Origin of the sequence: Pseudoflavonifractor sp. MSJ-37 (genome assembly GCF_018917965.1) — a bacterium.
Lineage (GTDB): Bacteria > Bacillota > Clostridia > Oscillospirales > Oscillospiraceae > Pseudoflavonifractor_A.
In genome coordinates, this window is record NZ_JAHLPP010000004.1 from 29957 (window position 1) to 53619 (window position 23663).

A 23663-nucleotide genomic window follows, 5' to 3' on the forward strand; every position below is an offset into this window, starting at 1 on the left:
CTATCTCGGAAGGGCTCACAGTCCCAGCAGGACCTTCGCCTTGAGGGCGGCCGCCACGGTCTTGCCGTCAGCGATCTCCCCCGACATGATCTGGTCGATCAGGGTCTGGAACGGGATGCGCTCCCTCTCCAGGAACTCGTCCTCGTCTGGGTGGCTCTCTCCCTGTGTCAGCTCCCGGGCCAGATACATATGGAGCACCTCGCTGGAGAAGCCGGGGGAGGTGTAAAGGCAGCCCAGATACGTCAGCTCGCCGGGGACAGCGCCCACCTCCTCGCTCAGCTCCCGGAGGGCGGCCAGCCGATGGTCCTCGCCATGCTCCAGCTTGCCGGCGGGGAGCTCCGCGATCACCTTCCGGAAGGGATAGCGGAACTGCCGCACCAGCGTGACGGTGCCGTCATCGTGGAGGGGCAGGATGACTACGCCGCCGGGGTGCTCCACCACCTCCCGGGAGGCGATGCGTCCGTTGGGCAGCTCGGCCTGATCCAGCCGCAGAGTGACGATATGTCCCTTGAACTTGATCTCAGAAGAGACAGTCTTTTCCAGCAGTTCCATAGGATACGCTCCTTCCCCGGGCCCGGCCCGGACGATGTCATCAGTATTTTCTAGTGTATCACAAAAACCACCGCTCCGCCACCCCCTCCGGCCTTCACCGGCCGGGCAAACATTACCGCTGTCCCCGGCGGGCGGGACATGGTATCATCATAGGGATATCCGCGCCCTGCGGTCCGCAGGGGCTTTGAAAGGAGAGACTGCCATGACCATCCAGCCCATCGGCCCCGACAGCGCCCTGCTCTATCTCTCTCCGGCAGACCTGCGGGAGAGGGGGCTCTCCGGAGTGGAGCTGACGCTCGCCCAGATCCTCCCCCTCTGCCGGGCGGCCTGCCGCTCCGCCGATTTGGATCCGGAGGGTTCGGCGGAGCTGGAGATGTTCCCCGGGGAGGCCGGGGCCCTCATCTTCCTCCGGGTCCGGCCGGCCCAATATCTGTGGTGCTGTTTTGATGATCTGGAGGACCTGACCGCCGCCGTCCGCACCCGGCCAGACCCGCCTCCAGAGGCCGCCCTCTACTGGTGGCGGGACCAGTGGTGGCTCTCCATCCCCCGCACCGAGGAGGGCTGGGCGGCCCATCTCTCTGAGTTCGGAGCCCCAGTCCGGGACCGCCCCTGGCTTTCCGCCCGGCTGGCGGAGCACGGGGCCCTCATCTTCCCGGAGCGGGCTTTGGAACGGATCCTTCCATACGGCACGGCGGAAAATGAACGTTCCCCCCGTTTCTTCCCTTGACAGCTGTGGTATAATATTGGTACGATAGATATGGAACATCAGGAGGTGAGACCGTGGACCGCAGAGGAACGAAGCTGATCGCCAAAAACAGCAAGGCCTTCCATGACTATTTCATCGAGGATCGTTACGAGGCCGGCATCGCTCTGGCGGGCACCGAGGTCAAATCCATCCGGCAGGGCAATGTGAACCTGAAGGACTCGTTCTGTCTCATCAAAGATGGGCAGATGCAGGTCCATGGGATGCACATCAGTCCTTATGAGAAGGGCAACATCTTCAATAAGGACCCCCGCCGCCCCCGCCAGCTCCTGATGCACAAGAGAGAGATCCTCCGCCTCTTCGCCAAGGTGAAGCAGGACGGCTACTCTCTGGTCCCTCTGTCCGTCTACTTCAAAGATTCCAGGGTCAAGCTGGAGGTCGGTCTCGCCAAGGGCAAGAAGCTCTATGACAAGCGGGACGCGGCTGCGGCCAAGGACGCCAAGCGCGAGATGGACCGCACCATGAAGACCCAGCGCAGATACGGCTGATCCCAGCCATCTCTCAACAGAAAGGACGTATGTTCCCATGGCTCAGAACCCCATCGTCACCTTCGAGATGGAGGACGGCGGCAAGATGGTCGCCGAGCTCTATCCCGATGTGGCCCCCAACTCTGTGAACAACTTCATCAGTCTGGTGAAGAGCGGCTTCTATGACGGCCTCATCTTCCACCGCGTGATTCCTGGCTTCATGATCCAGGGTGGCTGCCCCCAGGGCACCGGTATGGGTGGTCCGGGCTACTCCATCAAGGGAGAGTTCTCCGGCAACGGCTTCCGTCAGAACACCCTGAAGCATGACCGGGGCGTGCTCTCCATGGCCCGCGCCATGCATCCCAACTCCGCCGGCAGCCAGTTCTTCATCATGGTGGAGAAGGCTCCCCATCTCGATGGCCAGTATGCCGCCTTCGGTAAGGTCATCGAGGGCATGGACGTGGCTGACGCCATCGTGAACGTGGCGACGGATGCCATGGACCGGCCCAAGCAGGACCAGCGCATGAAGTCCGTCACCGTGGAGACCTTCGGTGTGGACTATCCCGCGCCTGAGAAGGTCTGATCCAAACCGATCCTATCTCCCGCTCCCTGACCTTCAGGGGGCGGGAGCGGATATCCGCTCCTCCCCAGAGAGGAGCCCCATATCTCTTTCACCTCCCGCCAAGCGGGCCTCCGATGGGATCCCAGCGAAGCGGGAAGAGAGATAGCGGAACGAGCAAGCTTTCGCCGTGAGGCGGTGTAGCTTGTCCCGACGACGAGGGGGCGTACTGGTTTCGACGGGGACGCAGAGGCAGGAATAGCGGGCGGGTGCGCCTAGCACCCTAAAAATGGGCAACTTATAAATCAAAGAACAACGATAACGTCGTTCTCGCCGCTGCTTGATAGCGGCCGTCCTGCCCGGAAGGACCACGAGCCGGGTCTGGGCGTCGTTTAGTGGTGCCCGTGCGTGCGCAAAGCTTTGAGCGCACCATGAATCATGAAGCTACCGACCTTTGAAGCGTGATGGCTCGCGTCAGAGTTAGGGAATCGTAAAAAACCGTCTGCGCCCGGAGAGGTTCCTGCTGAAACGTTTTCGGACGGGGGTTCGACTCCCCCCGCCTCCACCAAAGCGACCCTAGACGAACTCAAATCGTCGATGGTCACATCAGAATGGCTGTCCTGTGTGTTATACAGGACAGTCATTTTGTCATCATAGAGGTAAATCCTGTTGACAAAAGTATCCACTAAGGCCTGACGGTATTTCAGGTCATTTACATCGCCTTTACGGAACTGGTTCAGGAAGAACCGCACTTCATTGACCGTGGGCGTAGGGTGGGAGGAAGTCTCCACAAGAATCTGCTGTTCCAGCTCGTTGCGTTCCCGTTTCTTCTGGGAGATACGCTCCGCAATCACATCGACGATTTGACCCCTTTCATGGGCCTTAAAGAGATTTTCTGTAGCCCGCTCGTTTTCTTTTAGGAGCTTTTTGAGTCGCTTGAGGTTATCTGTGTCTTTCTCCTGTTCACAAAGCCGCATGACTTCTTTGGCGATTCGGCCAATATTTTCCTTGGTCAACAGTTTTCTGGTTTCCTTGATTACCAAATCCTCAATATATGCTTTGCTGACAGTCTTTTTATGGCAGGACTTGTCCCGGCGGTTGGCCACACACTGGTAGTAGTGATACTTGGTTCCAGTCTTGCTGGTTCCGCTAATGCCTGTCATAGCAGCCTGACAATACCCGCAGAATAGTTTGGTGCTCAATATGTAATTTTCGAAGGCCTTTGCACGCGCAGGGGCTTTTTTCTTTTTGTCCATCATATCCTGCACCTCATAAAACAAAGTCATCGCTGATAATCCGGGGCAATCCGTCCGGGGTCTCTGTGCCTCTGTAAGTGTAAACTCCAATATACCGCTTGTTGCGGAGAATCCTCTTTTTGATTTGACAGATTATCAAGCGCGTATTCGCAGCATTGGCACACTAGATTGTTCAAAGAAACCTTTTGGGCTTGTGCTACTACATTTAACCGCTCAACCAACTCTGCCGGCATTCGAAATGTCTTGTTGACCATTTCGGGTTTGCTGACCTTAAACATAGCCTCACCTCTTGGCACAAGTATAGATGAAAAACCGCGTGTTAAATACATGCTATTTTTACACTTATATTTTTATGTGTAATCTATTGCGATGCGCCAAAAGATGCTTTATCATGTGGGTATGAATTCAAAAAAACAGAGAGAAGGACGGATACCATGAAATTTCAAGAGCTATTGGCTGGAAAGCAAATCAACTGGGACAGAGTAAAGCTGATTCGTCACAATCTTACAAATGAGGTGGTGGCTGCTAACTTTGAACAAGGATATTTGGAACTGTATCAATCAGTGCAGTCCCCTACACGCTTCAAGAACTGTGACATGGTCATCAGCTTTTTAGGGACAGAGGGAACAAATGGCGTTTTTCAAGGCTGTTACCGGGTAGGCGATTTCAAGCCCTATCGCCGCGCCCAATTCCCAGATGATTTTACACCGGACGGCGGTATGACCGAGGACAAGTCTGTGGTATATGAGCTAGCCAAGACGGATTTGCTTGCTGATATGAAAGACCGCCTTGTGATTGATTGGGGCAAGGGGGCTATCAACTGGTGCCAGAACGGTACAACGGAGAAGGAATTATTGGAAATCCGCCCTGCCGTATCTGAAATCAGCTTTATCAGCTATGACAAGGTACTGCTTTCCTTTGAGGCTCTTCACAAAATTGTCTACAACAAAGCGGCCTACAAGGAGTGGGAAGAAAAGCTGTCCGCCGTGGCGGGGGTATATCTTATTACGGATACCAAAACTGGTAAGCACTATGTCGGCTCCGCCAGTGGCGAACAGGGTGGTATCTGGGGACGGTGGAGCGAATACGCCAAGACGAAACACGGCGGCAATAAGCGCCTCAAGGAGCTTATCACCGCCGATGCCGACTATTGCAGCAATTTTCAGTATTCCATTCTGGAGGTATTCCCCATCAAAAGAGATAGGCACGAAGTGTTGGAGTATGAGCAGTTGTATAAGAAAAAGCTGTGGTCGATTCAGTTTGGATTGAACGATAACTAGACGCTAGCAGAATGGTAAGTTGTGGTTGAAATCAGAAGACTATATGTGTAAAATAATTAAAAGATTACATTAAACAGTATTCAAAAGAAAGAAGGACAGATGTATGAATGATCTAGAACAGTTTACACAAGAGCAAGCCTTTCTTGATGCAATTCTTGCGTACGACCTTCGAATAATCAAAGATGAAACAAGGTTTTGGATGATTCGTACTAAAAAAGGGTATTTTTACAATGAATTTATCTCTAATGACTTTGTTGCCTTAGCATGGAATACAATTACATCAGCTACTGATTTTTCAGAAGCGAATCAAGAAGCATTGAAAGATCAAGTTTTGCTGGATTATGAAGAAATAAAGAGGCCAACTACTGTTATAAATAAATGTGAGAGTTTTATTCACGATGTCAAGCCGGGAGATTATATTGTAATTCCAAATGCGGGTTCGGAATATATTACCATTGCTATTGCGGGCGAATATTATGAGGAAGAAAGCAAGACATATGAGATTGAAAAGGAAATAATTGCTCGTATTGAGAAAAAAGATGTCCAAATAAACGAGGTATCATGCCCCTACCGCAAGCGTCGAAAGATAACTCCGTTGAAAACATTAAAATCTTCAGAAATTGATGGAAAACTATTCAAGGCTATTTCAAATTATCATGGTATTAGCAATTTTGATGACTATTGGAGAAGCATACTTGGGGTTTTGTATGATACTTATAGCTATCAGCAAAATCTTAATATTGTGTATCACATAAATCGCACTTCTCCTGTTGGGCCGCGAACCCTTTCAAAGTTACTATGGGCAGCTACAGATTGTTGGTGTGAATTAGTAAGCGAAGATAATATTTCGGCACAAGTCCATATTGCTTCGCCGGGGCCAGTCGATTTCCAAATTGTAGAAGTTATTCCACAGTGTTTGGATGCTGTAAAAATTTTGGCGGGTTTAACTATCGGTACAATTTCTGTTGTTAAACCAGAAGCAATACCAACATTTATAAAAAGTCTCCTTACTTTACCTACAGAAGTTGATCGAGAATATATTGCGACAAAGCGAGCGAAACTACAATTAGAGAAAGAAACCAAAATGTTGCCATTAGAGATTGAAGAGAAGAAACTCAATAATCTTGAAAAGAAAGTGTCTATTCTCGAACGATTAAAGGGGTTGGGTGTTGATACCAAGAAACTCGAAGCATCTGCTACAGAGCTTGCAGAGACATTTGAATATTTAAAAATTGAAAGTGCAGAAAAAGATTTGCCGGAAGCCTTAACAGATAACGAGACAGTTTCAGATGAACTTATTGAGGAAGATATTGCAGAGGAAGAAACCGTTAATTGATAATGACTGTATACACAGCTCCTCCCGCAAAACACCACAAGTTCTTATTTGGCCCGCCCAGGTCCACCAATCCCGTACCTACTGTACCGCAGTAGATACGGGATTTTTCCTTACTCTCGCAACGGCTTGCTGGTATCGTAAACGCATTGCGGGGAAGCACCTGTGATGGGTTGAAATGCGCGTACGATCGAATAAATTACAGATGGAATTACAGATGAAAATGCACACGACACAGGCCGCGAAAAGGGCCGTTCCGGCCCTCAGACTGTCAAAGGATCCCCCGCTTTCAGCAAGCAAAAGCGGGGGATCCTTTATAATTAGGACAAAAATAGACGAACAATGTGAAAGAATGGAGTTCTTCCAACTCCACTCTGCCAGCTTTTTCAGGCCCATGGCAGCAAATTTAAGCCTGAGCTATCTGGTGCCTGTGGCCAAGCCTCGGTGGTGTGTATAACGCATCGTATGGTTCTCTTTTGCATCCGCAAAGACCCTCTCGATGGTGTCTTTTCGCTGGGCATAGATTTTTTTGCCCCTTCTTGTGCCCTCTCGGTTTGTTGTGGTATGGCGAAGTTCCTGGCCGCGGGGACAGGTGAACATAGAGACATAGATATCGCAGGAGGCGGGATCAGCCCCAGACTTCTTCGGCGATCTCCTTGACCAGCGTCAGCTTGGCCCACTGCTCTTCCTCGGTGAGCTTGTTGCCCACCTCGCAGGAGGCAAAGCCGCACTGGGGGCTCAGGCAGAGACGGTCCAGAGGAAGGTACTGGGCGGCTTCGTGGATCCGGGCGATCACCGCGTTCTTCTGCTCCAGCACCGGGGACTTGGTGGTGATGAGGCCCAGCACCACCTTCTTGTCGCCGGAGACGGCCTTCAGCGGCGCGAAGCTGCCGGAGCGCTCGTCATCGAACTCCAGATAGTAGGCGTCCACGTCCTCCCGGCCAAAGACCAGCTCGGCCACCGCGTCGTACCCGCCCTGGCAGGCCCAGGTGGAATGGAAGTTGCCCCGGCAGATGTGGGTGGTGACGGTCAGGTCTGCGGGCTTGTCCCGGAGGGCCAGGTCGTTGACGGCCAGGAGCTGCTCCTCCACCTCGGCCAGACCGGCGGCGTCGGTGCCGAAGAAGCCCAGCGCATTGGGATCCACACACACGCCCCAGGAGCAGTCGTCCAGCTGGATGTTCCGGCATCCGGCATCATAGAGCGCCCGGATCACCTTCCGGTATCCGGCGGCGATGTCGTCGATCAGCTCCTGCGTGGTGGCGTAGAAGGTCCGGGTCCCCTGGATGTTCATGGGCATGATCATCTGCTCCAGGAACTGAGCGGGGGCGGGGATGGTCTGCTTGGCCACGGTGTGCGCGTCCTCCAGGGCCTTCACGAACTTGAAGTGGTCCACGAAGGGGTGATGGTCCACAGAGATCTTGCCGGTGAGATAGGTGTCGTCGATCAGGGCGGCCTCGTCATGGAAGGGGAGACCGGTGTCCGTGCGGCTGTGGCCCACGCCCTGGAAGCCCCACATGAAGTCCAGGTGCCAGGTAGCCCGACGGAACTCGCCGTCGGTAATGACGGAGTAACCGGCCTTCTTCTGCTTGGCCACCAGATCGCGGATGGCGGCATCCTCTACGGCGGTCAGGGCCTCACGGGAGATGATCTCGGCCTCGAAGTCGGCGCGGGCCTGTTTCAAAACGTCAGGGCGCAGGAAGCTGCCCACATAGTCATAACGGAAGGGGATATGTGCGTTGCTCATGGTGATCGGTTCCTTTCTGGTCTCAGAGATGGCGGCCGGGCCGCGTGGACGGTGATGGATGATAGTATATCCCTATCTCCGTGGTATGTAAAATACCAAAAAACGAGGTCCAGCCATCGGAAAGACCGATAGCCAGACCTCGTGGTCAGGGCTCCGCCGCTGTGCCCATGCCCTGAGTGCGGCGCTTGAGGGCCTCGATATACTGCCGGCCCAGATAGCCGGGGAGAGCCTTGCTGTGGGTGATGTACCCCACCTCCATGGAGTCGTCCACCAGCAGGGGGCGGGCCACGATGAAAGCGCCGTTCAGCTCCGCGTTGATGACGCCGCTGCAGATCGTGTAGCCGTCCAGTCCCACCAGCAGGTTGAAGAGGGTGGCACGGTCTCGGACCAGGATGTTCTTCTTCCGCTCCAGCGTGCTGAGGATCTCCTCGGAGAAATAGAAGGAGTTGTGCTCCCCCTGCTCATAGGAGAGGCGGGGGTAGGGGGCCAGATCGTCCAGCGTCAGGGCTTCCTTGGCCGCCAGGGGGCTGGAGGAGCTGATGAACACATGGGGCCTGGCGGTGAAGAGGGGCTGGAACACCAGCTCCTGGGCCTTCATGGCCTTGCGGAGGATATCCTCGTTGAAGCGGTTCAGATAGAGGACGCCCACCTCACTGCGCAGATGGGCCACGTCCTCCAGGATCTCATAGGTCTGGGTCTCCCGGATGCGGAAGTCATACTCGTCACCGCCGTGCTCCCGGAGCAGGTCCACGAAGGCCTCTACCACGAAGGAGTAGTGCTGGGCGGAGACACAGAACTCCTGGCGGCCCTTGGGGCGGCCGGTGTATTTCTCCTCCAGGAGCTCCATCTGCTCCACCACCTGACGGGCATAGCCCAAAAACTCCTCGCCCTCCCGGGAGAGGACCACGCCACGGTTGGTGCGGCTGAAGATGGTGAGGTCCAGCTCCCGCTCCAGGTCCTTGATGGCTCCGGTGAGGGTGGGCTGGGAAATGAAGAGGCTCTTGGCCGCGCCGCTGATGGTGCCCTTGGCCGCCACGGCCACCACATAGCGGAGCTGTTGGATCGTCATAGGGATGCTCCTTTCCGTATAAAGCGTGCCCATTATAACACAAAGCCGAACCCCGCGCCAGGATGACGCGGGGCTCAGCTCGTGCAGAGAGGTGTATCGAAAGAAAGAGAGGGGCAAAAGGAAGGCTTACACCAGACCCTGGGCCATCATGGCCTCGGCGACCTTCAGGAAGCCGGCGGCGTTGGCGCCGGTGACGAAGTCCTCGGGGCTGTCGCCGTACTCGGCGGCGGCGGCGGACATGCTCTCATAGATGTGGGCCATGATCTCCTTCAGGCGCTGGTCCACCTCCTCGGCGCTCCAGGACAGGCGCAGGCTGTTCTGGCTCATCTCCAGAGCGGAGATGGCCACGCCGCCGGCGTTGGCCGCCTTGCTGGGGGCAAAGAGGATGCCGGCCTTCTGGAAGGCGGCCACGGCCTCCAGCGTGGAGGGCATATTGGCGCCCTCGGAGACCATCCAGCAGCCGTTCTTCAGCAGGGACTGAGCGGACTCCAGATCGATCTCGTTCTGGGTGGCGCAGGGGAGGGCGATGTCGCAGGGCACGCTCCACACGCCCTTGCAGCCCTCGTGATACTCGGCGGAGGGGTGGCCGGCCACATACTCCTTGATACGGCCGCGGTGGACCTCCTTGATCTGCTGGACGGCGGGCACGTCGATGCCGTCCTTGTCGTAGACATAGCCGTTGGAGTCGGACATGGTGACCACCACGGCGCCCAGCTCCTGGGCCTTCTTGGCGGCATAGATGGCCACGTTGCCGGAGCCGGAGATCACGACCCGCTTGCCCTCCAGGCTCTTGCCGCGGTGGCTGAGGATCTCGTGGGTCAGATAGACCAGGCCATAGCCGGTGGCCTCGGTGCGGATCAGGGAGCCGCCATAGGTGGTGCCCTTGCCGGTGAGCACGCCGCAGTACTGGCGGGTCAGGCGCTTATACTGACCGTAGAGATAGCCCACCTCACGGCTGCCCACGCCGATGTCGCCGGCGGGCACGTCGCAGTCGGGGCCGATGTGGCGGTAGAGCTCGTTCATGAAGCTCTGGCAGAAGCGCATGACCTCGTCATCGCTCTTGCCCTTGGGGTCGAAGTCGGCGCCGCCCTTGGCGCCGCCGATGGGCAGGCCGGTGAGGGAGTTCTTGAAGATCTGCTCGAACCCCAGGAACTTCAGGATGCTCCGGTCCACGCTGGGGTGGAACCGCAGACCGCCCTTATAGGGGCCGATGGAGGAGCTGAACTGCACACGGTAGCCGCGGTTGATCTGGTACTCGCCCTTGTCATCTACCCAGGGCACCCGGAAGCTGATGACACGCTCGGGCTCGGTGATGCGCTCCAGGAGCTTGGCCTTCTCATACTCGGGGTGCTGTTCCACCACCCGGCGCAGGGAGCCCAGCACCTCGGTGACGGTCTGAAGGAACTCAGGCTCGTAGCGGTTCTTTTCCTTGACGGCGGCCAAGGCGCGGTCGATATAATCCATGTGAAAAACCTCCTGATCATTGCTGCTCCGGCGTACATATTCCATGTAAAATGCATGAGGCTTGAAAAAGCGCTGCAAGATCACGGCGCGGGGATCTCATACAAAAAAGCGGGGAAAACACCGCCTTCTGAGACATGCACCCCAGTGTTGCGTTGGGTGTTATTATAATTTCCTGCCGCTGTGCTGTCAATAGCTTTTTCAAGAAAAAGTCAAAAATATGCATGAAGATGCATTGCTACTTGCAAAATTGGGACGGATGCCGAACGACTGCCGTCAAAACGACGGATCAGTTCAAAGCGGTCTTGACGCACTTTTGTACGTCTACTGCGGACTACGGCCGGAGCGGGGATGGGACAGCAGGGACGCTTGACAGAGGGGGCGGCGGGGTGTAAGCTTTTTCCGGGAAATACGAGGGATCCGGTCGAAACACCGTCCGGAGGGCCGGATGGGCGGAGCCGTTCCGTATGATCCGTTAGGAGGAATACAATGAGTCATCAAATCATGCCGATCACTCTGCTCACCGGCTATCTGGGGGCGGGCAAGACCACCCTGCTCAACCACGTCCTGCGCAACCAGCAGGGCTATCAGGTCGCGGTCATCGTCAACGACATCGGCGAGATCAATATCGACGCCGATCTGATCGCCGAGGGAGGACAGGTGACGGAGGGGGACCAGAGCCTGGTGCCCCTGCAGAACGGCTGTATCTGCTGTACCCTGAAGATGGACCTGATCGCCCAGGTCATGGATCTGATCCGGATGGACCGGTTCGACTATATCCTGATCGAGGCCAGCGGCGTGTGCGAACCTCTGCCCATCGCCCAGACCCTCACCCTGATCGACGGGAGCCAGAAGGGAGAGGACGCCCTGCCCCAGCTCTGCCGGCTGGACAACATCGTCACCGTGGTGGACGCCAAGCGCATGGCCGATGAGTTCGTCAACGGCGCCGCCCTCCTGCGGAAGGATCTGGAGGAGAACGATGTGGAGAACCTGCTGATCCAGCAGATCGAGTTCTGCAATACCATCATACTCAATAAAGTGGATATGGTGTCGGAGGAGGACAAGCAGGCGGTCCGGAAGGTCATCCGGGCCCTCCAGCCCACGGCCCGGATCATCGAGGCCAACTACGGCGCGGTGGACTGCGCCGACATCCTGGACACGTATGCCTTCGACTTCGAGGAGGCCGCCCAGTCCGCCGGCTGGGCGGAGGCCCTCATGGAAGGGGAGGAAGAGGAGCCGGAGACCGACGAGTACGGCATCAGCACCTTCGTCTACCGGGAGAAGCGGCCCTTCCGCATGGAAGCCTTCACTGCGTTTGCCGGACAGCGGTTCCCGGATACGATCATCCGGTGCAAGGGGCCCATCTGGTTCCAGGAGGAGCCGGAGACCGCCTACCTCTTCGAGCAGGCCGGTCAGGAGATCACCGCCACCCCCATGGGCCGGTGGACCCACCGCCGCCCGGAGAACCGTCTGGCCGTCATCGGCCGGAACATGGACAAAGAGGCGATCTGCCAGGCCTTCGACGAGTGTCTGGGCAAACTGCGGTAAGCGTTCGGGACGGGACCGGATGCCCGGCGGCCATCGGGGGACGATGGCCGCCGGGCATTTCATATTTGCGGGGCAGAGGCATCTGTGGTACAATAAAGAGCAATTTGTGTTGAACCGAGTTAGAAAGAGGGATCGTATGCTGGATCAAGAACAAGAGCTGCGTTTCTGTCAGGCCCGGCGGGCGGCCATCGCGCTGGACTTCCCGGGCCTGAACCCGCAGCAGCGCAAGGCAGTGCTGGCCACCGAGGGGCCGCTCCTCCTGCTGGCCGGCGCAGGCAGCGGAAAGACCACTGTGCTCATCCACCGGATCGCCAACCTGATGAAATATGGCCGCGGCTCTGACTGCGATGAGGTCCCTGAGTGGGTGGGGCCGGCAGAGCTGGCCGCCCTGGAGGCCTATGTAGCCGCCCCCGACCCGGTCCGGAAGCCGGAGATCGAGCGGCTGTGCCGGGTGGAGCCGGCAGTGCCCTGGTCCATCCTGGCCATCACCTTTACCAACAAGGCCGCCGGAGAACTCCGGGAGCGGCTGGAGAAACTGCTGGGGCCCTCCGCCAATGATATCTGGGCTTCCACCTTCCACTCCGCCTGCGTGCGGATCCTGCGGCGGGACATCGACCGCCTGGGCTTCGACAGCTCGTTCACGATCTACGACAGCGCCGACTCCGAGCGGGTGGTGAAGGACATCGTCAAGGACTTCGGCCTGGATGACAAGTCCTTCCCGCCCAAGACCATCCTGGGCTATATCTCCCGGGCCAAGGACGCCATGAAGCTTGGGAAGGACTATCTGGCCGAGTGCGAGAAGGCCGGAGACTTCCGTCTGACCAAGATCGCCAAGGTCTATGTGGAGTATGAGAAGCGCCTGCGGGACGCCAACGCGCTGGACTTCGACGACATCATCCTCCACACGGTCCGGCTCCTGCTGGGCTTCGAGGAGGTCCGGAGCTATTATCAGAAGAAGTTCCGCTATGTCCTCATCGACGAGTATCAGGACACCAACAACCTCCAGTACCTGCTGGCCTCCACACTGGCGGGCGGCTATGAGAACTTCTGTGTGGTGGGCGATGACGACCAGTCCATCTACCGCTTCCGGGGAGCCACGATCGAGAACATCCTCTCCTTTGAGAAACAGTACGACAAGCGGGGCGTCCGGGCCATCCGGCTGGAGCAGAACTATCGCTCCAGCGGCAACATCCTGGCAGCCTCCAACGCGGTGATCCGCAACAACCAGGGCCGCAAGGGCAAGGAGCTCTGGACGGATCAGGCCCCCGGCGACAAGGTGAAGTGCTACACCGCCATGAACGAGAGCGACGAGGCCCAGTTCGTGGCCGCCCAGATCCTGTCGGATGTCTCCGAGGGGCGGCATTGGCGGGACCACGCGGTCCTCTACCGGATGAACGCCCAGTCCAACCAAATCGAGCAGGCCTTCAAGCGAAACGGCATCCCCTACCGGATCGTAGGCGGCATCCGCTTCTTCGACCGGGCCGAGGTCAAGGATATGCTGGCCTACCTGTGCGTCATCAACAACCCCAACGATGACCTGCGCCTGACCCGCATCATCAACGTGCCGGCCCGGGGCATCGGCGTCACCACCATCGAGCGGGCTCAGGATCTGGCCCTCCAGCTGGGCAAGCCCCTGTGGGAGATCGTCTCCCGGGCACGGGAGTTCCCGGAGCTCCAAAAGGCCGCCCCCAAGCTGGGCCAGTTCGTGGAGATGATCGGGGACCTGCGGAAGGAGGCGGGTGAGATGGAACTGCCCGCCTTCTATGAGGAACTGGTGGCCCGCACGGGCTACGCCTCCATGCTGGAGCAGAAGAACACCATCGAGGACCGGACCCGTCTGGAGAACGTCCACGAGCTGTCCTCCTCGATCCAAAACTACCTGGACAACGCCGGGGACGAGCCCAGCCTGGCCGGGTTCCTGGACGAGATCGCCCTCTATACGGATCTGGACAGCCACGACCCCAACGAGGACTGTGTGGTCATGATGACCATGCACTCAGCCAAGGGCCTGGAGTTCCCAGTGGTGTTCGTGGTGGGCGTGGAAGAGGGCATCTTCCCCGGCATCCGCGCCATCGGCGAGCCCGATGAGATGGAGGAGGAGCGCCGTCTGTGCTATGTGGCCATGACCCGGGCCAAGGAGCGGCTGTACATGACCTGCGCCGCCCAGCGGATGCTCTTCGGCCGGACCAGCGCCAACCGGCCCTCCCGCTTCCTCAGTGAGATCCCGCCGGCCTGTGTGGAACAGACCGGACGGAGCGGCGCCTCCGGCGGTGAGGGCATCCGGCGGACGGCCCAGTCCCAGAGCGCGGGGCGGTCCCGGATCTCTTGCGACCGGGGGTATTCCGTGGGCGGCCAGACCGCCGCCGGCCGTCCCGCGGCCGGGGCCCGGAGCGTAGAGCTGGTCCGCGCGTCCCGGGCCGCGGCGCCTCTGCCCGACTTCCAGAAGGGCGACACGGTGGTCCACAAGGCCTTCGGCAAGGGCATGATCACGGGCTTGACCCCCATGGGCGGCGACGCTCTGGTGGAGATCGCCTTCGAAGGGAACGGTACCAAGAAGCTCATGCTCAAGGCCGCGGCCCAGCATATGAAGAAGGCGTGACCGCTTGGCGGGACCACAACAAAAGGCCCGCGCCGCCAGGATCGGCGGCGCGGGCAGCGCAGGATATCACAGAAGCTCTGTGAAACAGTGGATATACCGGTGGGAGAGGGTGCGGACCTCCTCCTGCCGGGCCTCATAGAAGGCGTCGTAGACGCCTACTACCCGGATCCCGGCCTCCCGGGCGGTCCGGCAGGCGCCAGGGGAGTCCTCAAAAAGGGTGCAGTCCTCCGGACGAGCGGACACCCGGTCCAGCACGGCTTGGAAATAGCGGGGGTCCCGCTTCTCCACGCCCAGCTCCTGAGCGAAGAGGATGGGGGCGAAGGTCTCCCGGAGACCATGGCGTTCCAAGACGGAGAAGCACAGCTCCGGCACACAGGCCGTGGCCAGGGCCATCTCTTCTCCGGCCGCCTGACACCGGGCCAGGAAGGGGCGGACGCCTGGCTTCAGAGGAACATGATGGGCATAGGCATCCCGGGCCAGATCCATCCACTCGGCCATGATGGCCTCCGGCGTGTCCTCCAGATGGTAGTAGTCCCGGGTGAACCGGGCCGCCGCCGGGAAGATGGAGTGGCCCACGGTGTCGTTGTACTCCGGCGTGGGCCGGAGCCCCCGGCGGGCCAAAAATGTGTCATCGACTTGGACCCAGACTCCGTTGGAGTCGATGAGGGTCCCGTCCAGGTCGAACAAAAGCATGGCACAGATCCTTCCTGATATCCTGTTTTCCTCTATTATAGCACGATCCCGGTATGATCACGATAAGGGAGTGGAACGAACTGTGAACGAACATCTCATGCGCCGTCTGGCCAAGCCCATGCTTTTTGCCGCGGCGTTCATCTGGGGCTCCTCTTTCTTCATCATGAAGGGGGCGGTGGACGTGATCCCCACCTTCTATCTGCTGGCCGCCCGCTTCACCGGCGGCGCGGCGCTCCTGGCCCTGGTGTGCTGGAAGAAGTGGAAGGAGTTCACGCCGGACTACCTGTGGCGGGGCGCGGTCATCGGCGCGTTCCTCTGTACCGCCTATTCGGTGCAGACCTTCGGCATCCAATGGACGACGCCCTCCAACAATGCGTTTTTGACGGCGGTATACTGTGTGCTGGTGCCCTTCCTGTACTGGGCGGTGATGAAGCGCCGCCCGGACTGCTGGAACATCCTGGCGGCGGTGCTCTGCGTGACCGGCGTGGGGCTGGTCTCCATGAACGGCGGCTTCCACATCGCGCTGGGCGACGGCCTGACCCTGATCGGGGCTTTCTTCTACGCCGCTCATATCGTGGCAGTGGCCAAGGTATCCCCAGGGAAGGACATCTATCTGCTGACGGTGTTCCAGTTCGCCTTCGCGGCCCTATACGCCTGGATCGGAGGACTGCTGTTCCAGACTCCGCCGCCGGCGGAGATCTTCCGCATGGACCTGATCGTGCAGATGGCCTATCTCACCATCATGTGTACCTGCGTGGCCCTGCTGTTCCAGAACGTGGGCCAGGTCTGGTCCGACCCGGCTTCCGCGTCGATCATCCTGTCGCTGGAATCAGTGTTCGGCGTGCTCTTCTCGGTGATCTGCTATGGCGACCCAGTGACGCCAAGACTGATGGCGGGCTTTGCGCTGATTTTCGTGGCGGTGGTCTGCTCGGAGACCAAGTTCGCCTTCCTGCGGAGAGGGAAGAGAGGCGTCCCGGCGGGGGAGCCGGAATAAGACCAGATATGATGTAAGATGAGACGGCGGCAGGCGCTTCGGGCCTGCCGTCGTCTCTGTTCAGGACGGAAAAAACTGCATAAAATGGGACAGGAAAAGAGGGAGGATCTTGGTTTGACATCGGAGGCGGTTCGCCGTAAACTGTTAGTCATCCCACTCGTTGTATGATGACTGCGGATACACTACTGGAACGACCACCGGAGGCGGATACCCTTGAAGATCATCTATCAGATCGCCATCATCTTTTCCATCTGCTGGGTCAGTCAGGTCATCGAGAAGCTGCTGCCCATCGATTTCCCGGCCAGCGTCATCGGCATGATCCTGCTCTTCCTGCTCCTGTCCATCGGAGTGCTGAAGATCGAGCACATCCGGGAGAAGTCGGACTTCCTGCTGGCCAATATGGCCTTCTTCTTCATCCCGGCGGGGGTGAGCGTCATCAACTACTTCGATGTGCTCAAGTCCAGCCTTCTGCCCCTGCTGGCGATCTGCGTGATCACCACTGTGGTGACCTTTGCCGCCACCGCATACAGCATCAAGCTCACCCTGCATCTGATGAGAAAGAAGGAAAACAAGGATGTCTGATCTCTACGAACTGTTCGCGTCCCCATTCTTCGGCATCAGCCTGAGCGTCATCGCGTTCTGGATCGGCATCCGGATCCAGAAAAAGACCGGGCTGGTGGCCTGCAACCCGCTGATCATCGCCATCGTGCTGATCGTGGGGGTCCTGCTGGTGTTCCATATCCCCTATGAGTCCTACAACGTGGGCGGGTCCCTGATCAACTTGTTCCTGGCCCCGGCCACGGCCTGCCTGGCGGTGTCCATCTACACCCGGGTGGAGCTGTTGAAGAAGAACTGGCTGCCCATCCTGGTGGGCTGTGCTGTGGGCTCCGTCACCTCTATGGGGAGCGTGTACGGGCTGTGCCGTCTCTTCCGGCTGGATGAGAGCATCACCGCCGCCCTGATCCCAAAGTCGGTGACGACCCCCATCGCCGTGAGCATCTCCGGGACTCACGGGGGCATCACCTCTATCACCGTGGTGGCGGTGATCCTCACCGGCATCCTGGGCAGCATCCTGGCCCCCACTCTGATCCGGCTCTTCCGGGTGGAGGACCCTATGACCGCCGGCTTGGCGATCGGCGCCTGTTCCCATGCGGTGGGCACCTCCAAGGCCATCGAGCTGGGCGAGACTGAGGGCGCCATGAGCGGCCTGGCGATCGGCATGTGCGGCATCCTGACGGTGGTGTTTTCCATGCTGGTGATGTGAGAGGCTCGACATTTTTTCCACCGTGTGCTATGATATCGGTGGAAAAAGTCTGATCATTTTGGAGGAAACGAGAACGTGAAGATCGATCATCGGACGAAGGGCGTCTGCTCCCAGCGGATGCTCATCGAGGTAGAGGACGGCATCATCCAGTCCGTGGAGATCATCGGTGGCTGCGACGGCAACCTCCAGGGGATCTCCAGGCTGGTAGAGGGCATGAAGGTGGAGGACGTGATCCCACGCCTGGAGGGCATCCGGTGCGGCTGGAAGGACACATCCTGTCCCGACCAGCTGGCCCAGGCCTTGAAGCAGGCACTGTAAGTCGAACGCGCCCGCAGTCAGTCATGACTGCGGGCGCGTTTTTGGTCCAGACCGGGCGGTCTGTGTAAAATGCTTGTAAAGATCGTCCGATATGCGCTATCCAGCATCTCGATATGGTATAATGAGCTTGGAAAACGAGGCGTCCCGCTGGGATGCGGACCATATAAGACTGGAAATGGAGAAGAGACGATATGAAATGCGGCATCATCGACGTGGGCTCCAACACGATCCGGCTCTCAATCTATCATTGGGAGGGGAAGCGCTTCAAGCTCCTCATGAACAAGAAGGAGATGGCCGGGCTGGCCGGATACATCCATAAGGGCGTCCTCTCGGACGAGGGCGTGCAGGTGGCCTGCCAGGTACTGGGGAGCCTCAAGGCCCTCACCGACAATCTGGAGATCCGGGAGGTCCGGGCCTTCGCCACGGCCTCTCTGCGGAACATCATCAACACCGGAGAGGCGGTGGAGGCGATCCACACCGCCACCGGTCTGGACGTGGAGGTCCTCTCCGGCACGGACGAGGCGTCCTATTCCTTCCTGGGGGCCACCGTAGGGGGCGGCGCCCCGGAGACTGGCCTGCTGGCCGACATCGGCGGCGGCTCGACCGAGCTGGTAGCATACCGGGATGGGGAGATCGTGTCTGAGTGCAGCCTGCCCATCGGATCCCTGTCCCTCTATACGAAGTATGTGGGCGGGCTCCTGCCTACCCGGACGGAGCGCAGGGCCATGCGGGACCGGGTGCTGGAGGAGCTGGACCGGGCCCGGACCGCCGGGATCTCCTGTGCCCATTTGACCGGTGTGGGCGGCACCATCCGGGCGGCGGGGAAGCTCTGCGCGGCGGCCTCCGGCGACGCCCGCGACCTGTCCGCGGAGGAGATCCGGGCGCTCTACAAGGAACTCAAGAAGGGGGACCTGGACACCATGCACCAGCTCCTGCGGGTGGTGCCCGACCGGGTCCACACGATCCTGCCCGGCCTGACGATCCTGAAGGCGGTCATCGAGCGCTACGGGATCGAGTCGGTGACCGTCAGCGGCTATGGCGTCCGGGAGGGCTATCTCCTGGACCGGGTGATGGGGGTGAAGGGACATGGCTGAGAAGATCGACACCAGATATACCCAGGAGCGGGAGCTCTCTTGGCTGAAGTTCGACCTGCGGGTGCTGGAGGAGGCGGCGGATGAGAGCGTCCCCCTCTTCGAGCGGCTGAAATTCGCCGCCATCTTCACCAGCAATCTGGACGAGTTCTTCATGATCCGGGTGGGCTCCATCACGGACATGACCCTCTCCAAGCAGACCCATGTGGACAACAAGAGCGGCCTGACCCCGGCTCAGCAGATGGAGGCGATCTGCCGGGTCATGCCTGACCTATACCGCCGGCGGGACAAGACGGTGAAGGAGCTGGAGAAGCGGCTCTGCGCCCGGGGCATCTGCCGCCTGTCCATGGACGAGCTCAGCGAGGGCGAGCGGGAACAGACTGAGCGCTGGTTCCGGGACTATGTCCAGCCGGTGCTGTCCCCCATCGTGATCGGGAGCCATATGCCCTTCCCGCACCTGCCCTCCAAGAGCCTGAACATCATCCTCTCCCTGCGGCGGGAGGGGGAGCACTGCTTCGGTGTCCTGCCAGTGCCCAAGAGCCTGCCGCCCTTCCTGGTGCTGGAGGGGCCGGGCCTGCGGTATGTGCTGACGGAGCAGATCGTGATGGGCTACGCCGCCCGGCTCTTCTCCGCCTACAAGGTGGAGGAGCAGAGGATCGTCTCTGTCACCCGCAACGCCGACATCAGCCCGGAGGACGAGGACTACGATGTGGGCGAGGACTTCCGGGACCATATGCAGAAGGTCCTCAAGCGTCGGGCCCGTCTGGCCCCGGTGCGCCTGGAGTTTCAGGGCGAGCCCTCCAAGGAACTGCGCCGCTATCTGTGCCAACGGCTGGAGCTGGCCGACGCGTATGTGTTCTGCTCCAAGGCCCCGCTGGCCATGGGCTATGTCTATGGGTTGGAGAGCCGTCTGCCGCCGGAGTCGGCGGTGGAGCTGTGCTACCCGCCCTATACGCCCCAGTGGCCCTCCAGTCTGGTGAAGGGCGCGCCTCTGATCCCTCAGATCCTGCGGCGGGACGTGCTCCTCTTCTATCCCTACCACACGATGGACCCCTTCCTGAAGCTGATCCGGGAGGCCGCGGCGGATCCGCTGGTGGTGTCCATCAAGATCACGATCTACCGGCTGGCCTCCACGGCCAAGCTGGCGGAGTATCTGGCCGCCGCCGCCGAGAACGGCAAGGACGTGACCGTCCTCATGGAGCTGCGGGCCCGATTCGACGAGCAGAACAACATCCGCTGGGCCCAGCGTCTGGAGGAGGCGGGCTGTACCGTGTTCTACGGCTTCGAGCGGTATAAGGTCCACTCCAAGCTCTGCCTGATCACCCGGCAGGAGAAGGGGCACATCCAGTACATCACCCAGGTCGGTACCGGAAACTACAACGAAAAGACCGCCAAGCTCTACACTGACTTCTGCTTCCTGACCGCCAGCCCCGCGATCGGGAGCGATGCGGCGGCGGTGTTCCGGAACCTGTCCACCTCGGACCTGAAAGCCAAGTACCAGTATCTGCTGGTGTCGCCCAACAGCCTGAAGGACCGGCTGATCCACATGATCGACGGGGAGATCCAGAAGGCCCGGCAGGGGAAAAAGGCCGGCATCTTCCTCAAGACGAACTCCGTCACCGACCGGGAGCTGATCGACAAGCTGGCTGAGGCCAGCCAGGCGGGGGTGCCGGTGACGATGAACGTCCGGGGCATCTGCTGTCTCCGGCCGGGGGTCCCCGGTCTCACAGACCACATCAAGGTGTTCTCGGTGGTGGGCCGTTATCTGGAACACGCCCGGATCTACGCCTTCGGCGTGGGCGAGGACACGAAGCTCTACATCGGTTCGGCGGACCTGATGACCCGGAACACGGAGCGCCGGGTGGAGGTGGCCTGTCCCATCTGGGACCCGGCGGTCCGCCGCCAGATCCGGCACTATATCTCCCTCTACTGCGCCGATAATGAAAAGGCCCGGCTCCTTCAGCCGGATGGGAGCTATCTCCCGGTGCCTCAGCCGGAGGGGGAGCCTGCCCTCAGTGTCCAGACCGCCCTCATGGAGGAGGCCGTCAAGGAGGGCCGCACGGCCGCGGTCCATCAAAAGGCGCTGACGCCGGAGCCGGAGAAGGCCCCTGGCCTCCTGAGTCGTCTCCTGGGCCGCTTCCGGAAGGAACGATGACGAGAACGACAAAAGCGCCCCGCGCGGATCCGTCCGTGCGGGGCGCTTCCATATCCTGATGCTGCATCAAACCTTGACGCCCATGTCCTTGAGGAGCCCCATGAACTCCTCGCCGGTGATGGTCTCGTGCTCATAGAGATACTGGGAGAGGGCGTTGAGGGCGGACATATTGGCCCGGAGCAGGTCCTCCGCCTTCTGGTACTGCTTCTTCACCAGCGCGATCACCTTCTGGTCCACCAGAGAGGCGGTCTCCGCCGAGCAGGCCAGAGAGGCGTCCCCGCCCAGATACTGGTTGGAGACGGTCTCCAGAGCCACCATGCCGATGTCGTCGGCCATGCCGTAGCGGGCGATCATGGCCCGGGCCAGCTTGGTGGCCTGTTCGATGTCGTTGGAGGCGCCGGTGGTGATCGAGTGGAAGATCAGGTCCTCTGCCACCCGTCCGCCGGTGAGGGTGGCGATCTTGTTCTCCAGCTCCTCCCGGCTCATGAGGTTGTGGTCGTCCTGCTCCACCTGCATGGTATAGCCCAGAGCGCCGGAGGTGCGGGGGATGATGGTGATCTTGGTCACGGGAGCGGAATGGGACTGGAGGGCCGCCACCAGAGCGTGGCCGGTCTCGTGGTAGGCCACGATCCGCTTCTCGTGGTCGGAGAGGATGGCGTTCTTCTTCTGGTAGCCGGCGATGACCACCTCCACGCTCTCCTCCAGGTCGTTCTGGTAGACCGTGCTCCGGCCGGAGCGGACGGCCCGGAGGGCGGCCTCGTTGATGATGTTGGCCAGCTCCGCGCCGGAAGCGCCCGCCGCCACCTTGGCGATGGCCGCCAGATCTACGCTCTCGTCCATCCGGACCTTCTTCGCGTGGACCTTCAGGATGTCCTCGCGGCCTTTCAGGTCGGGCAGCTCCACAGGGATCCGCCGGTCGAAGCGGCCGGGCCGCAGGAGAGCGGGATCCAGAGAGTCGGGGCGGTTGGTGGCGGCCAGGATGATGACGCCCTTCCGGGCATCGAAGCCGTCCATCTCGGTGAGGAGCTGGTTCAGAGTCTGCTCCCGCTCGTCATTGCCGCCGGTCACGCCGCCGCTGTCCCGCTTCTTGCCGATGGTGTCGATCTCGTCGATGAAGACGATGCAGGGGGCCTTCTCATTGGCCTGCTTGAACAGGTCCCGGACCTTGGCGGCTCCCGCGCCCACGAACATCTCCACGAACTCCGAGCCGGAGATGGAGAAGAAGGGGACCTGGGCCTCGCCGGCCACGGCCTTGGCCAGCAGGGTCTTGCCGGTGCCCGGAGGGCCCACCAGCAGAGCGCCCTTGGGGATCGTGGCGCCGATGGAGGCGTATTTCTCCGGCTGGTGCAGGTAGTCTACGATCTCGGCCAGGAGCTCCTTGGCCTCGTCCTCACCGGCCACGTCGGCGAAGCGGATGCCGTTGGTGGACTGGACATAGACCTTGGCGTTGCTCTTGCCGAAGGACATGGCTCCGCCCAAGCCGCCGTTTTGAAGGAGCTTCTGGTTGGCCTTCTTCATCATGAACTGGCCCAGAGCGGCGAAGAGGATCACCGGCAGGATCCAGGTGACCAGGAACTCCGCCAGAGGACTCATCTGCTCCACGATGGGGGAGCCGTATTGGGTGATGCCGGCGTCCTGGAGGCGGTCCACCAGGAAGGGGTCCTCCATCCGACCGGTCTTGTAGTACTTCACCGGGTCGCTCTGGTCAGCGAACACGATCTCATTGTCCGTGACCTGGACCTGGGAGAGCTCGTGTTCCTTTGCCATCTGCAAAAAGACGCCGTAATCCACCTCGGATACCTGAGCCGACAGGATCCGGGGCGTGACCAGGAGGTTGAAGAGCATCAGGACCACCAGGACGATGCCGTAATAGTAGATCCATGGCTTTTTGGACCGCTTGACTTCTTTCATAGGGACCGTTCCTTTCAAACACTGTCATCGTGCATCATATCGCATCCGGGATACCATAGTTTAGCATCCAAAACGAGGCCAATGGTGGATAGTTCGTGTCGATACTATGAACGATATATGAACCTGAAGTGGGAACATCAGCTTTTTTACACTAAAGCGTCTCTGTGATAAAGACGCGGGAAGGAGATGAAGTATTCCTTGGAACGACAAAAACGCTTGACGGAAGCGTAGGGATGCGTTATGATAAGAGCGTGATAGAAAACTGCATAAGTGATCGCGCTGTATCATAGAAGATATCGTTGAAGATGCCAAAGCAAAGACGAGAATGTCTTTGTGGTGCGGACGATACCGCGCGGACTCTGGAGAGACTCGATGACGGGGGCCGAAGGTGTAAGGCACGGAAGTGCCGATCTCTCAGGCAAAAGGACAGAGTGGGCTACAGCGCTCCGGGCAGACCGGAGCGGTGGAGCCGTATCTGGCCGGACCGTCGAATGAGGGTCCGGCCGTTTTCGTCCGAAGAGGAGGTGGGCAATCTGTCCAACATACGCGGGAGGCCCTGCCGAAGCGAGACCCGGCGGGGGCCATAGCGCTACCATCCCTGTGGAG

At 59.5% G+C, this 23663-nt stretch carries 19 protein-coding genes, 1 other RNA gene, 2 pseudogenes and 1 riboswitch; of the genes and pseudogenes, 14 read left to right on the plus strand and 8 right to left on the minus strand.

The features are described from left to right. Positions 1–15: 15 nt before the first annotated feature. Positions 16–552, minus strand: a complete 537-nt coding sequence (locus tag KQI12_RS08925; protein ID WP_216572613.1) for an NUDIX domain-containing protein — start codon at positions 550–552, stop codon at positions 16–18. A gap of 202 nt (positions 553–754) precedes the next feature. Between KQI12_RS08925 and KQI12_RS08930 the strand changes: the two genes are divergently transcribed. The 4 genes from KQI12_RS08930 to ssrA all read left to right on the plus strand — a co-directional run bounded on the left by KQI12_RS08930 (position 755) and on the right by ssrA (position 2909). Next, positions 755–1279 carry an adaptor protein MecA gene (locus KQI12_RS08930; RefSeq protein ID WP_216572614.1) on the plus strand — a complete coding sequence of 175 codons (525 nt, stop codon included), beginning with the start codon at positions 755–757 and terminating at the stop codon, positions 1277–1279. Positions 1280–1332: 53 nt separating this feature from the next. After that, positions 1333–1803, plus strand: coding sequence for an SsrA-binding protein SmpB (gene smpB, locus KQI12_RS08935; RefSeq protein WP_216572615.1), 471 nt, complete (start codon positions 1333–1335; stop codon positions 1801–1803). A gap of 37 nt (positions 1804–1840) precedes the next feature. Continuing rightward, a complete protein-coding gene (locus tag KQI12_RS08940; RefSeq protein WP_216572616.1) occupies positions 1841–2365 on the plus strand; it encodes a peptidylprolyl isomerase in 525 nt (174 codons plus the stop codon). A gap of 196 nt (positions 2366–2561) precedes the next feature. Beyond that, positions 2562–2909: a transfer-messenger RNA gene (gene ssrA / locus KQI12_RS08945) on the plus strand. A gap of 472 nt (positions 2910–3381) precedes the next feature. On the opposite strand, the pseudogene KQI12_RS12800 reads toward ssrA, so the two are convergent. Further along, positions 3382–3627: pseudogene (locus tag KQI12_RS12800) on the minus strand (zinc ribbon domain-containing protein); the annotation flags it as partial. Between the two features lie 404 nt (positions 3628–4031). On the opposite strand from KQI12_RS12800, the gene KQI12_RS08955 reads away from it, so the two are divergent. Together KQI12_RS08955 and KQI12_RS08960 are read left to right on the plus strand one after the other, a co-directional pair. Next, positions 4032–4877: a GIY-YIG nuclease family protein gene (locus tag KQI12_RS08955; RefSeq protein WP_216572618.1), complete on the plus strand. Its 846-nt coding sequence runs from the start codon at positions 4032–4034 to the stop codon at positions 4875–4877. 103 nt (positions 4878–4980) lie between these two features. Next, positions 4981–6213 carry a hypothetical protein gene (locus KQI12_RS08960; protein ID WP_216572622.1) on the plus strand — a complete coding sequence of 411 codons (1233 nt, stop codon included), beginning with the start codon at positions 4981–4983 and terminating at the stop codon, positions 6211–6213. A gap of 417 nt (positions 6214–6630) precedes the next feature. Here KQI12_RS08960 and KQI12_RS08965 read toward each other — a convergent pair. The 4 genes and pseudogenes from KQI12_RS08965 to gdhA form a co-directional block, all read right to left on the minus strand. Continuing rightward, a pseudogene (locus tag KQI12_RS08965) lies at positions 6631–6780 on the minus strand (transposase); the annotation flags it as partial. A gap of 58 nt (positions 6781–6838) precedes the next feature. Further along, on the minus strand, positions 6839–7954 hold the full coding sequence (locus tag KQI12_RS08970) for a 5-methyltetrahydropteroyltriglutamate--homocysteine S-methyltransferase (RefSeq protein ID WP_216572627.1): 1116 nt from the start codon (positions 7952–7954) through the stop codon (positions 6839–6841). A 145-nt stretch (positions 7955–8099) separates the two neighbouring features. Further along, positions 8100–9023: a LysR family transcriptional regulator gene (locus KQI12_RS08975; protein ID WP_216572628.1), complete on the minus strand. Its 924-nt coding sequence runs from the start codon at positions 9021–9023 to the stop codon at positions 8100–8102. Positions 9024–9149: 126 nt separating this feature from the next. Then, complete coding sequence (gene gdhA, locus KQI12_RS08980; RefSeq protein ID WP_216572630.1) at positions 9150–10487, minus strand: NADP-specific glutamate dehydrogenase; 1338 nt, start codon at positions 10485–10487, stop codon at positions 9150–9152. 486 nt (positions 10488–10973) lie between these two features. Between gdhA and KQI12_RS08985 the strand changes: the two genes are divergently transcribed. Both KQI12_RS08985 and KQI12_RS08990 read left to right on the plus strand, forming a co-directional pair. Continuing rightward, entirely contained in the window at positions 10974–12032 is a 1059-nt protein-coding gene (locus KQI12_RS08985; protein ID WP_216572632.1) for a GTP-binding protein, read from the plus strand. A 136-nt stretch (positions 12033–12168) separates the two neighbouring features. Next, the gene (locus tag KQI12_RS08990) at positions 12169–14631 is read left to right on the plus strand and encodes an ATP-dependent helicase (RefSeq protein WP_216572633.1); all 2463 of its coding nucleotides are present in this window, start codon (positions 12169–12171) and stop codon (positions 14629–14631) included. Positions 14632–14697: 66 nt separating this feature from the next. On the opposite strand, the gene KQI12_RS08995 is transcribed toward KQI12_RS08990, so the two are convergent. Next, on the minus strand, positions 14698–15324 hold the full coding sequence (locus KQI12_RS08995; protein WP_216572634.1) for an HAD family phosphatase: 627 nt from the start codon (positions 15322–15324) through the stop codon (positions 14698–14700). An 82-nt stretch (positions 15325–15406) separates the two neighbouring features. On the opposite strand from KQI12_RS08995, the gene KQI12_RS09000 reads away from it, so the two are divergent. The 6 genes from KQI12_RS09000 (at position 15407) to ppk1 (ending at position 21146) form a co-directional block, all read left to right on the plus strand. Continuing rightward, positions 15407–16318, plus strand: a complete 912-nt coding sequence (locus KQI12_RS09000; RefSeq protein ID WP_371818000.1) for a DMT family transporter — start codon at positions 15407–15409, stop codon at positions 16316–16318. 213 nt (positions 16319–16531) lie between these two features. Continuing rightward, positions 16532–16900, plus strand: a complete 369-nt coding sequence (locus tag KQI12_RS09005) for a CidA/LrgA family protein (protein WP_216572636.1) — start codon at positions 16532–16534, stop codon at positions 16898–16900. After that, complete coding sequence (locus tag KQI12_RS09010) at positions 16893–17582, plus strand: LrgB family protein (protein WP_216572638.1); 690 nt, start codon at positions 16893–16895, stop codon at positions 17580–17582. Before KQI12_RS09005 ends, KQI12_RS09010 begins: the two co-directional genes overlap by 8 nt. Positions 17583–17657: 75 nt before the next feature. Further along, positions 17658–17900 (plus strand): TIGR03905 family TSCPD domain-containing protein, encoded by a 243-nt coding sequence (locus KQI12_RS09015; protein WP_216572640.1) that lies wholly within the window; start codon positions 17658–17660, stop codon positions 17898–17900. Positions 17901–18091: 191 nt separating this feature from the next. Beyond that, positions 18092–18994: a phosphatase gene (locus KQI12_RS09020; protein ID WP_216572642.1), complete on the plus strand. Its 903-nt coding sequence runs from the start codon at positions 18092–18094 to the stop codon at positions 18992–18994. Next, positions 18987–21146, plus strand: coding sequence for a polyphosphate kinase 1 (gene ppk1, locus KQI12_RS09025; RefSeq protein ID WP_216572644.1), 2160 nt, complete (start codon positions 18987–18989; stop codon positions 21144–21146). Before KQI12_RS09020 ends, ppk1 begins: the two co-directional genes overlap by 8 nt. Positions 21147–21212: 66 nt before the next feature. Here the strand turns inward: ppk1 and ftsH are convergent, their stop codons facing one another. Beyond that, positions 21213–23057 (minus strand): ATP-dependent zinc metalloprotease FtsH, encoded by a 1845-nt coding sequence (ftsH, locus tag KQI12_RS09030; RefSeq protein ID WP_216572646.1) that lies wholly within the window; start codon positions 23055–23057, stop codon positions 21213–21215. A 349-nt stretch (positions 23058–23406) separates the two neighbouring features. After that, a riboswitch (glycine riboswitch) is annotated at positions 23407–23497 on the plus strand. Positions 23498–23663 lie beyond the last annotated feature (166 nt).

Excerpts from the sequence above, each read along its gene's own strand:
- KQI12_RS08925 (WP_216572613.1), bottom strand. The coding sequence starts at position 552 with ATGGAACTGCTGGAAAAGACTGTCTCTTCTGAGATCAAGTTCAAGGGA.
- KQI12_RS08955 (WP_216572618.1), top strand. The coding sequence starts at position 4,032 with ATGAAATTTCAAGAGCTATTGGCTGGAAAGCAAATCAACTGGGACAGA.
- gdhA (WP_216572630.1), bottom strand. The coding sequence starts at position 10,487 with ATGGATTATATCGACCGCGCCTTGGCCGCCGTCAAGGAAAAGAACCGC.
- KQI12_RS08985 (WP_216572632.1), top strand. The coding sequence starts at position 10,974 with ATGAGTCATCAAATCATGCCGATCACTCTGCTCACCGGCTATCTGGGG.
- KQI12_RS08990 (WP_216572633.1), top strand. The coding sequence starts at position 12,169 with ATGCTGGATCAAGAACAAGAGCTGCGTTTCTGTCAGGCCCGGCGGGCG.
- KQI12_RS08970 (WP_216572627.1), bottom strand. The coding sequence starts at position 7,954 with ATGAGCAACGCACATATCCCCTTCCGTTATGACTATGTGGGCAGCTTC.
- KQI12_RS08930 (WP_216572614.1), top strand. The coding sequence starts at position 755 with ATGACCATCCAGCCCATCGGCCCCGACAGCGCCCTGCTCTATCTCTCT.
- KQI12_RS08995 (WP_216572634.1), bottom strand. The coding sequence starts at position 15,324 with ATGCTTTTGTTCGACCTGGACGGGACCCTCATCGACTCCAACGGAGTC.
- ftsH (WP_216572646.1), bottom strand. The coding sequence starts at position 23,057 with ATGAAAGAAGTCAAGCGGTCCAAAAAGCCATGGATCTACTATTACGGC.
- KQI12_RS09010 (WP_216572638.1), top strand. The coding sequence starts at position 16,893 with ATGTCTGATCTCTACGAACTGTTCGCGTCCCCATTCTTCGGCATCAGC.
- ppk1 (WP_216572644.1), top strand. The coding sequence starts at position 18,987 with ATGGCTGAGAAGATCGACACCAGATATACCCAGGAGCGGGAGCTCTCT.
- KQI12_RS08940 (WP_216572616.1), top strand. The coding sequence starts at position 1,841 with ATGGCTCAGAACCCCATCGTCACCTTCGAGATGGAGGACGGCGGCAAG.
- KQI12_RS09020 (WP_216572642.1), top strand. The coding sequence starts at position 18,092 with ATGAAATGCGGCATCATCGACGTGGGCTCCAACACGATCCGGCTCTCA.
- KQI12_RS08960 (WP_216572622.1), top strand. The coding sequence starts at position 4,981 with ATGAATGATCTAGAACAGTTTACACAAGAGCAAGCCTTTCTTGATGCA.
- KQI12_RS08975 (WP_216572628.1), bottom strand. The coding sequence starts at position 9,023 with ATGACGATCCAACAGCTCCGCTATGTGGTGGCCGTGGCGGCCAAGGGC.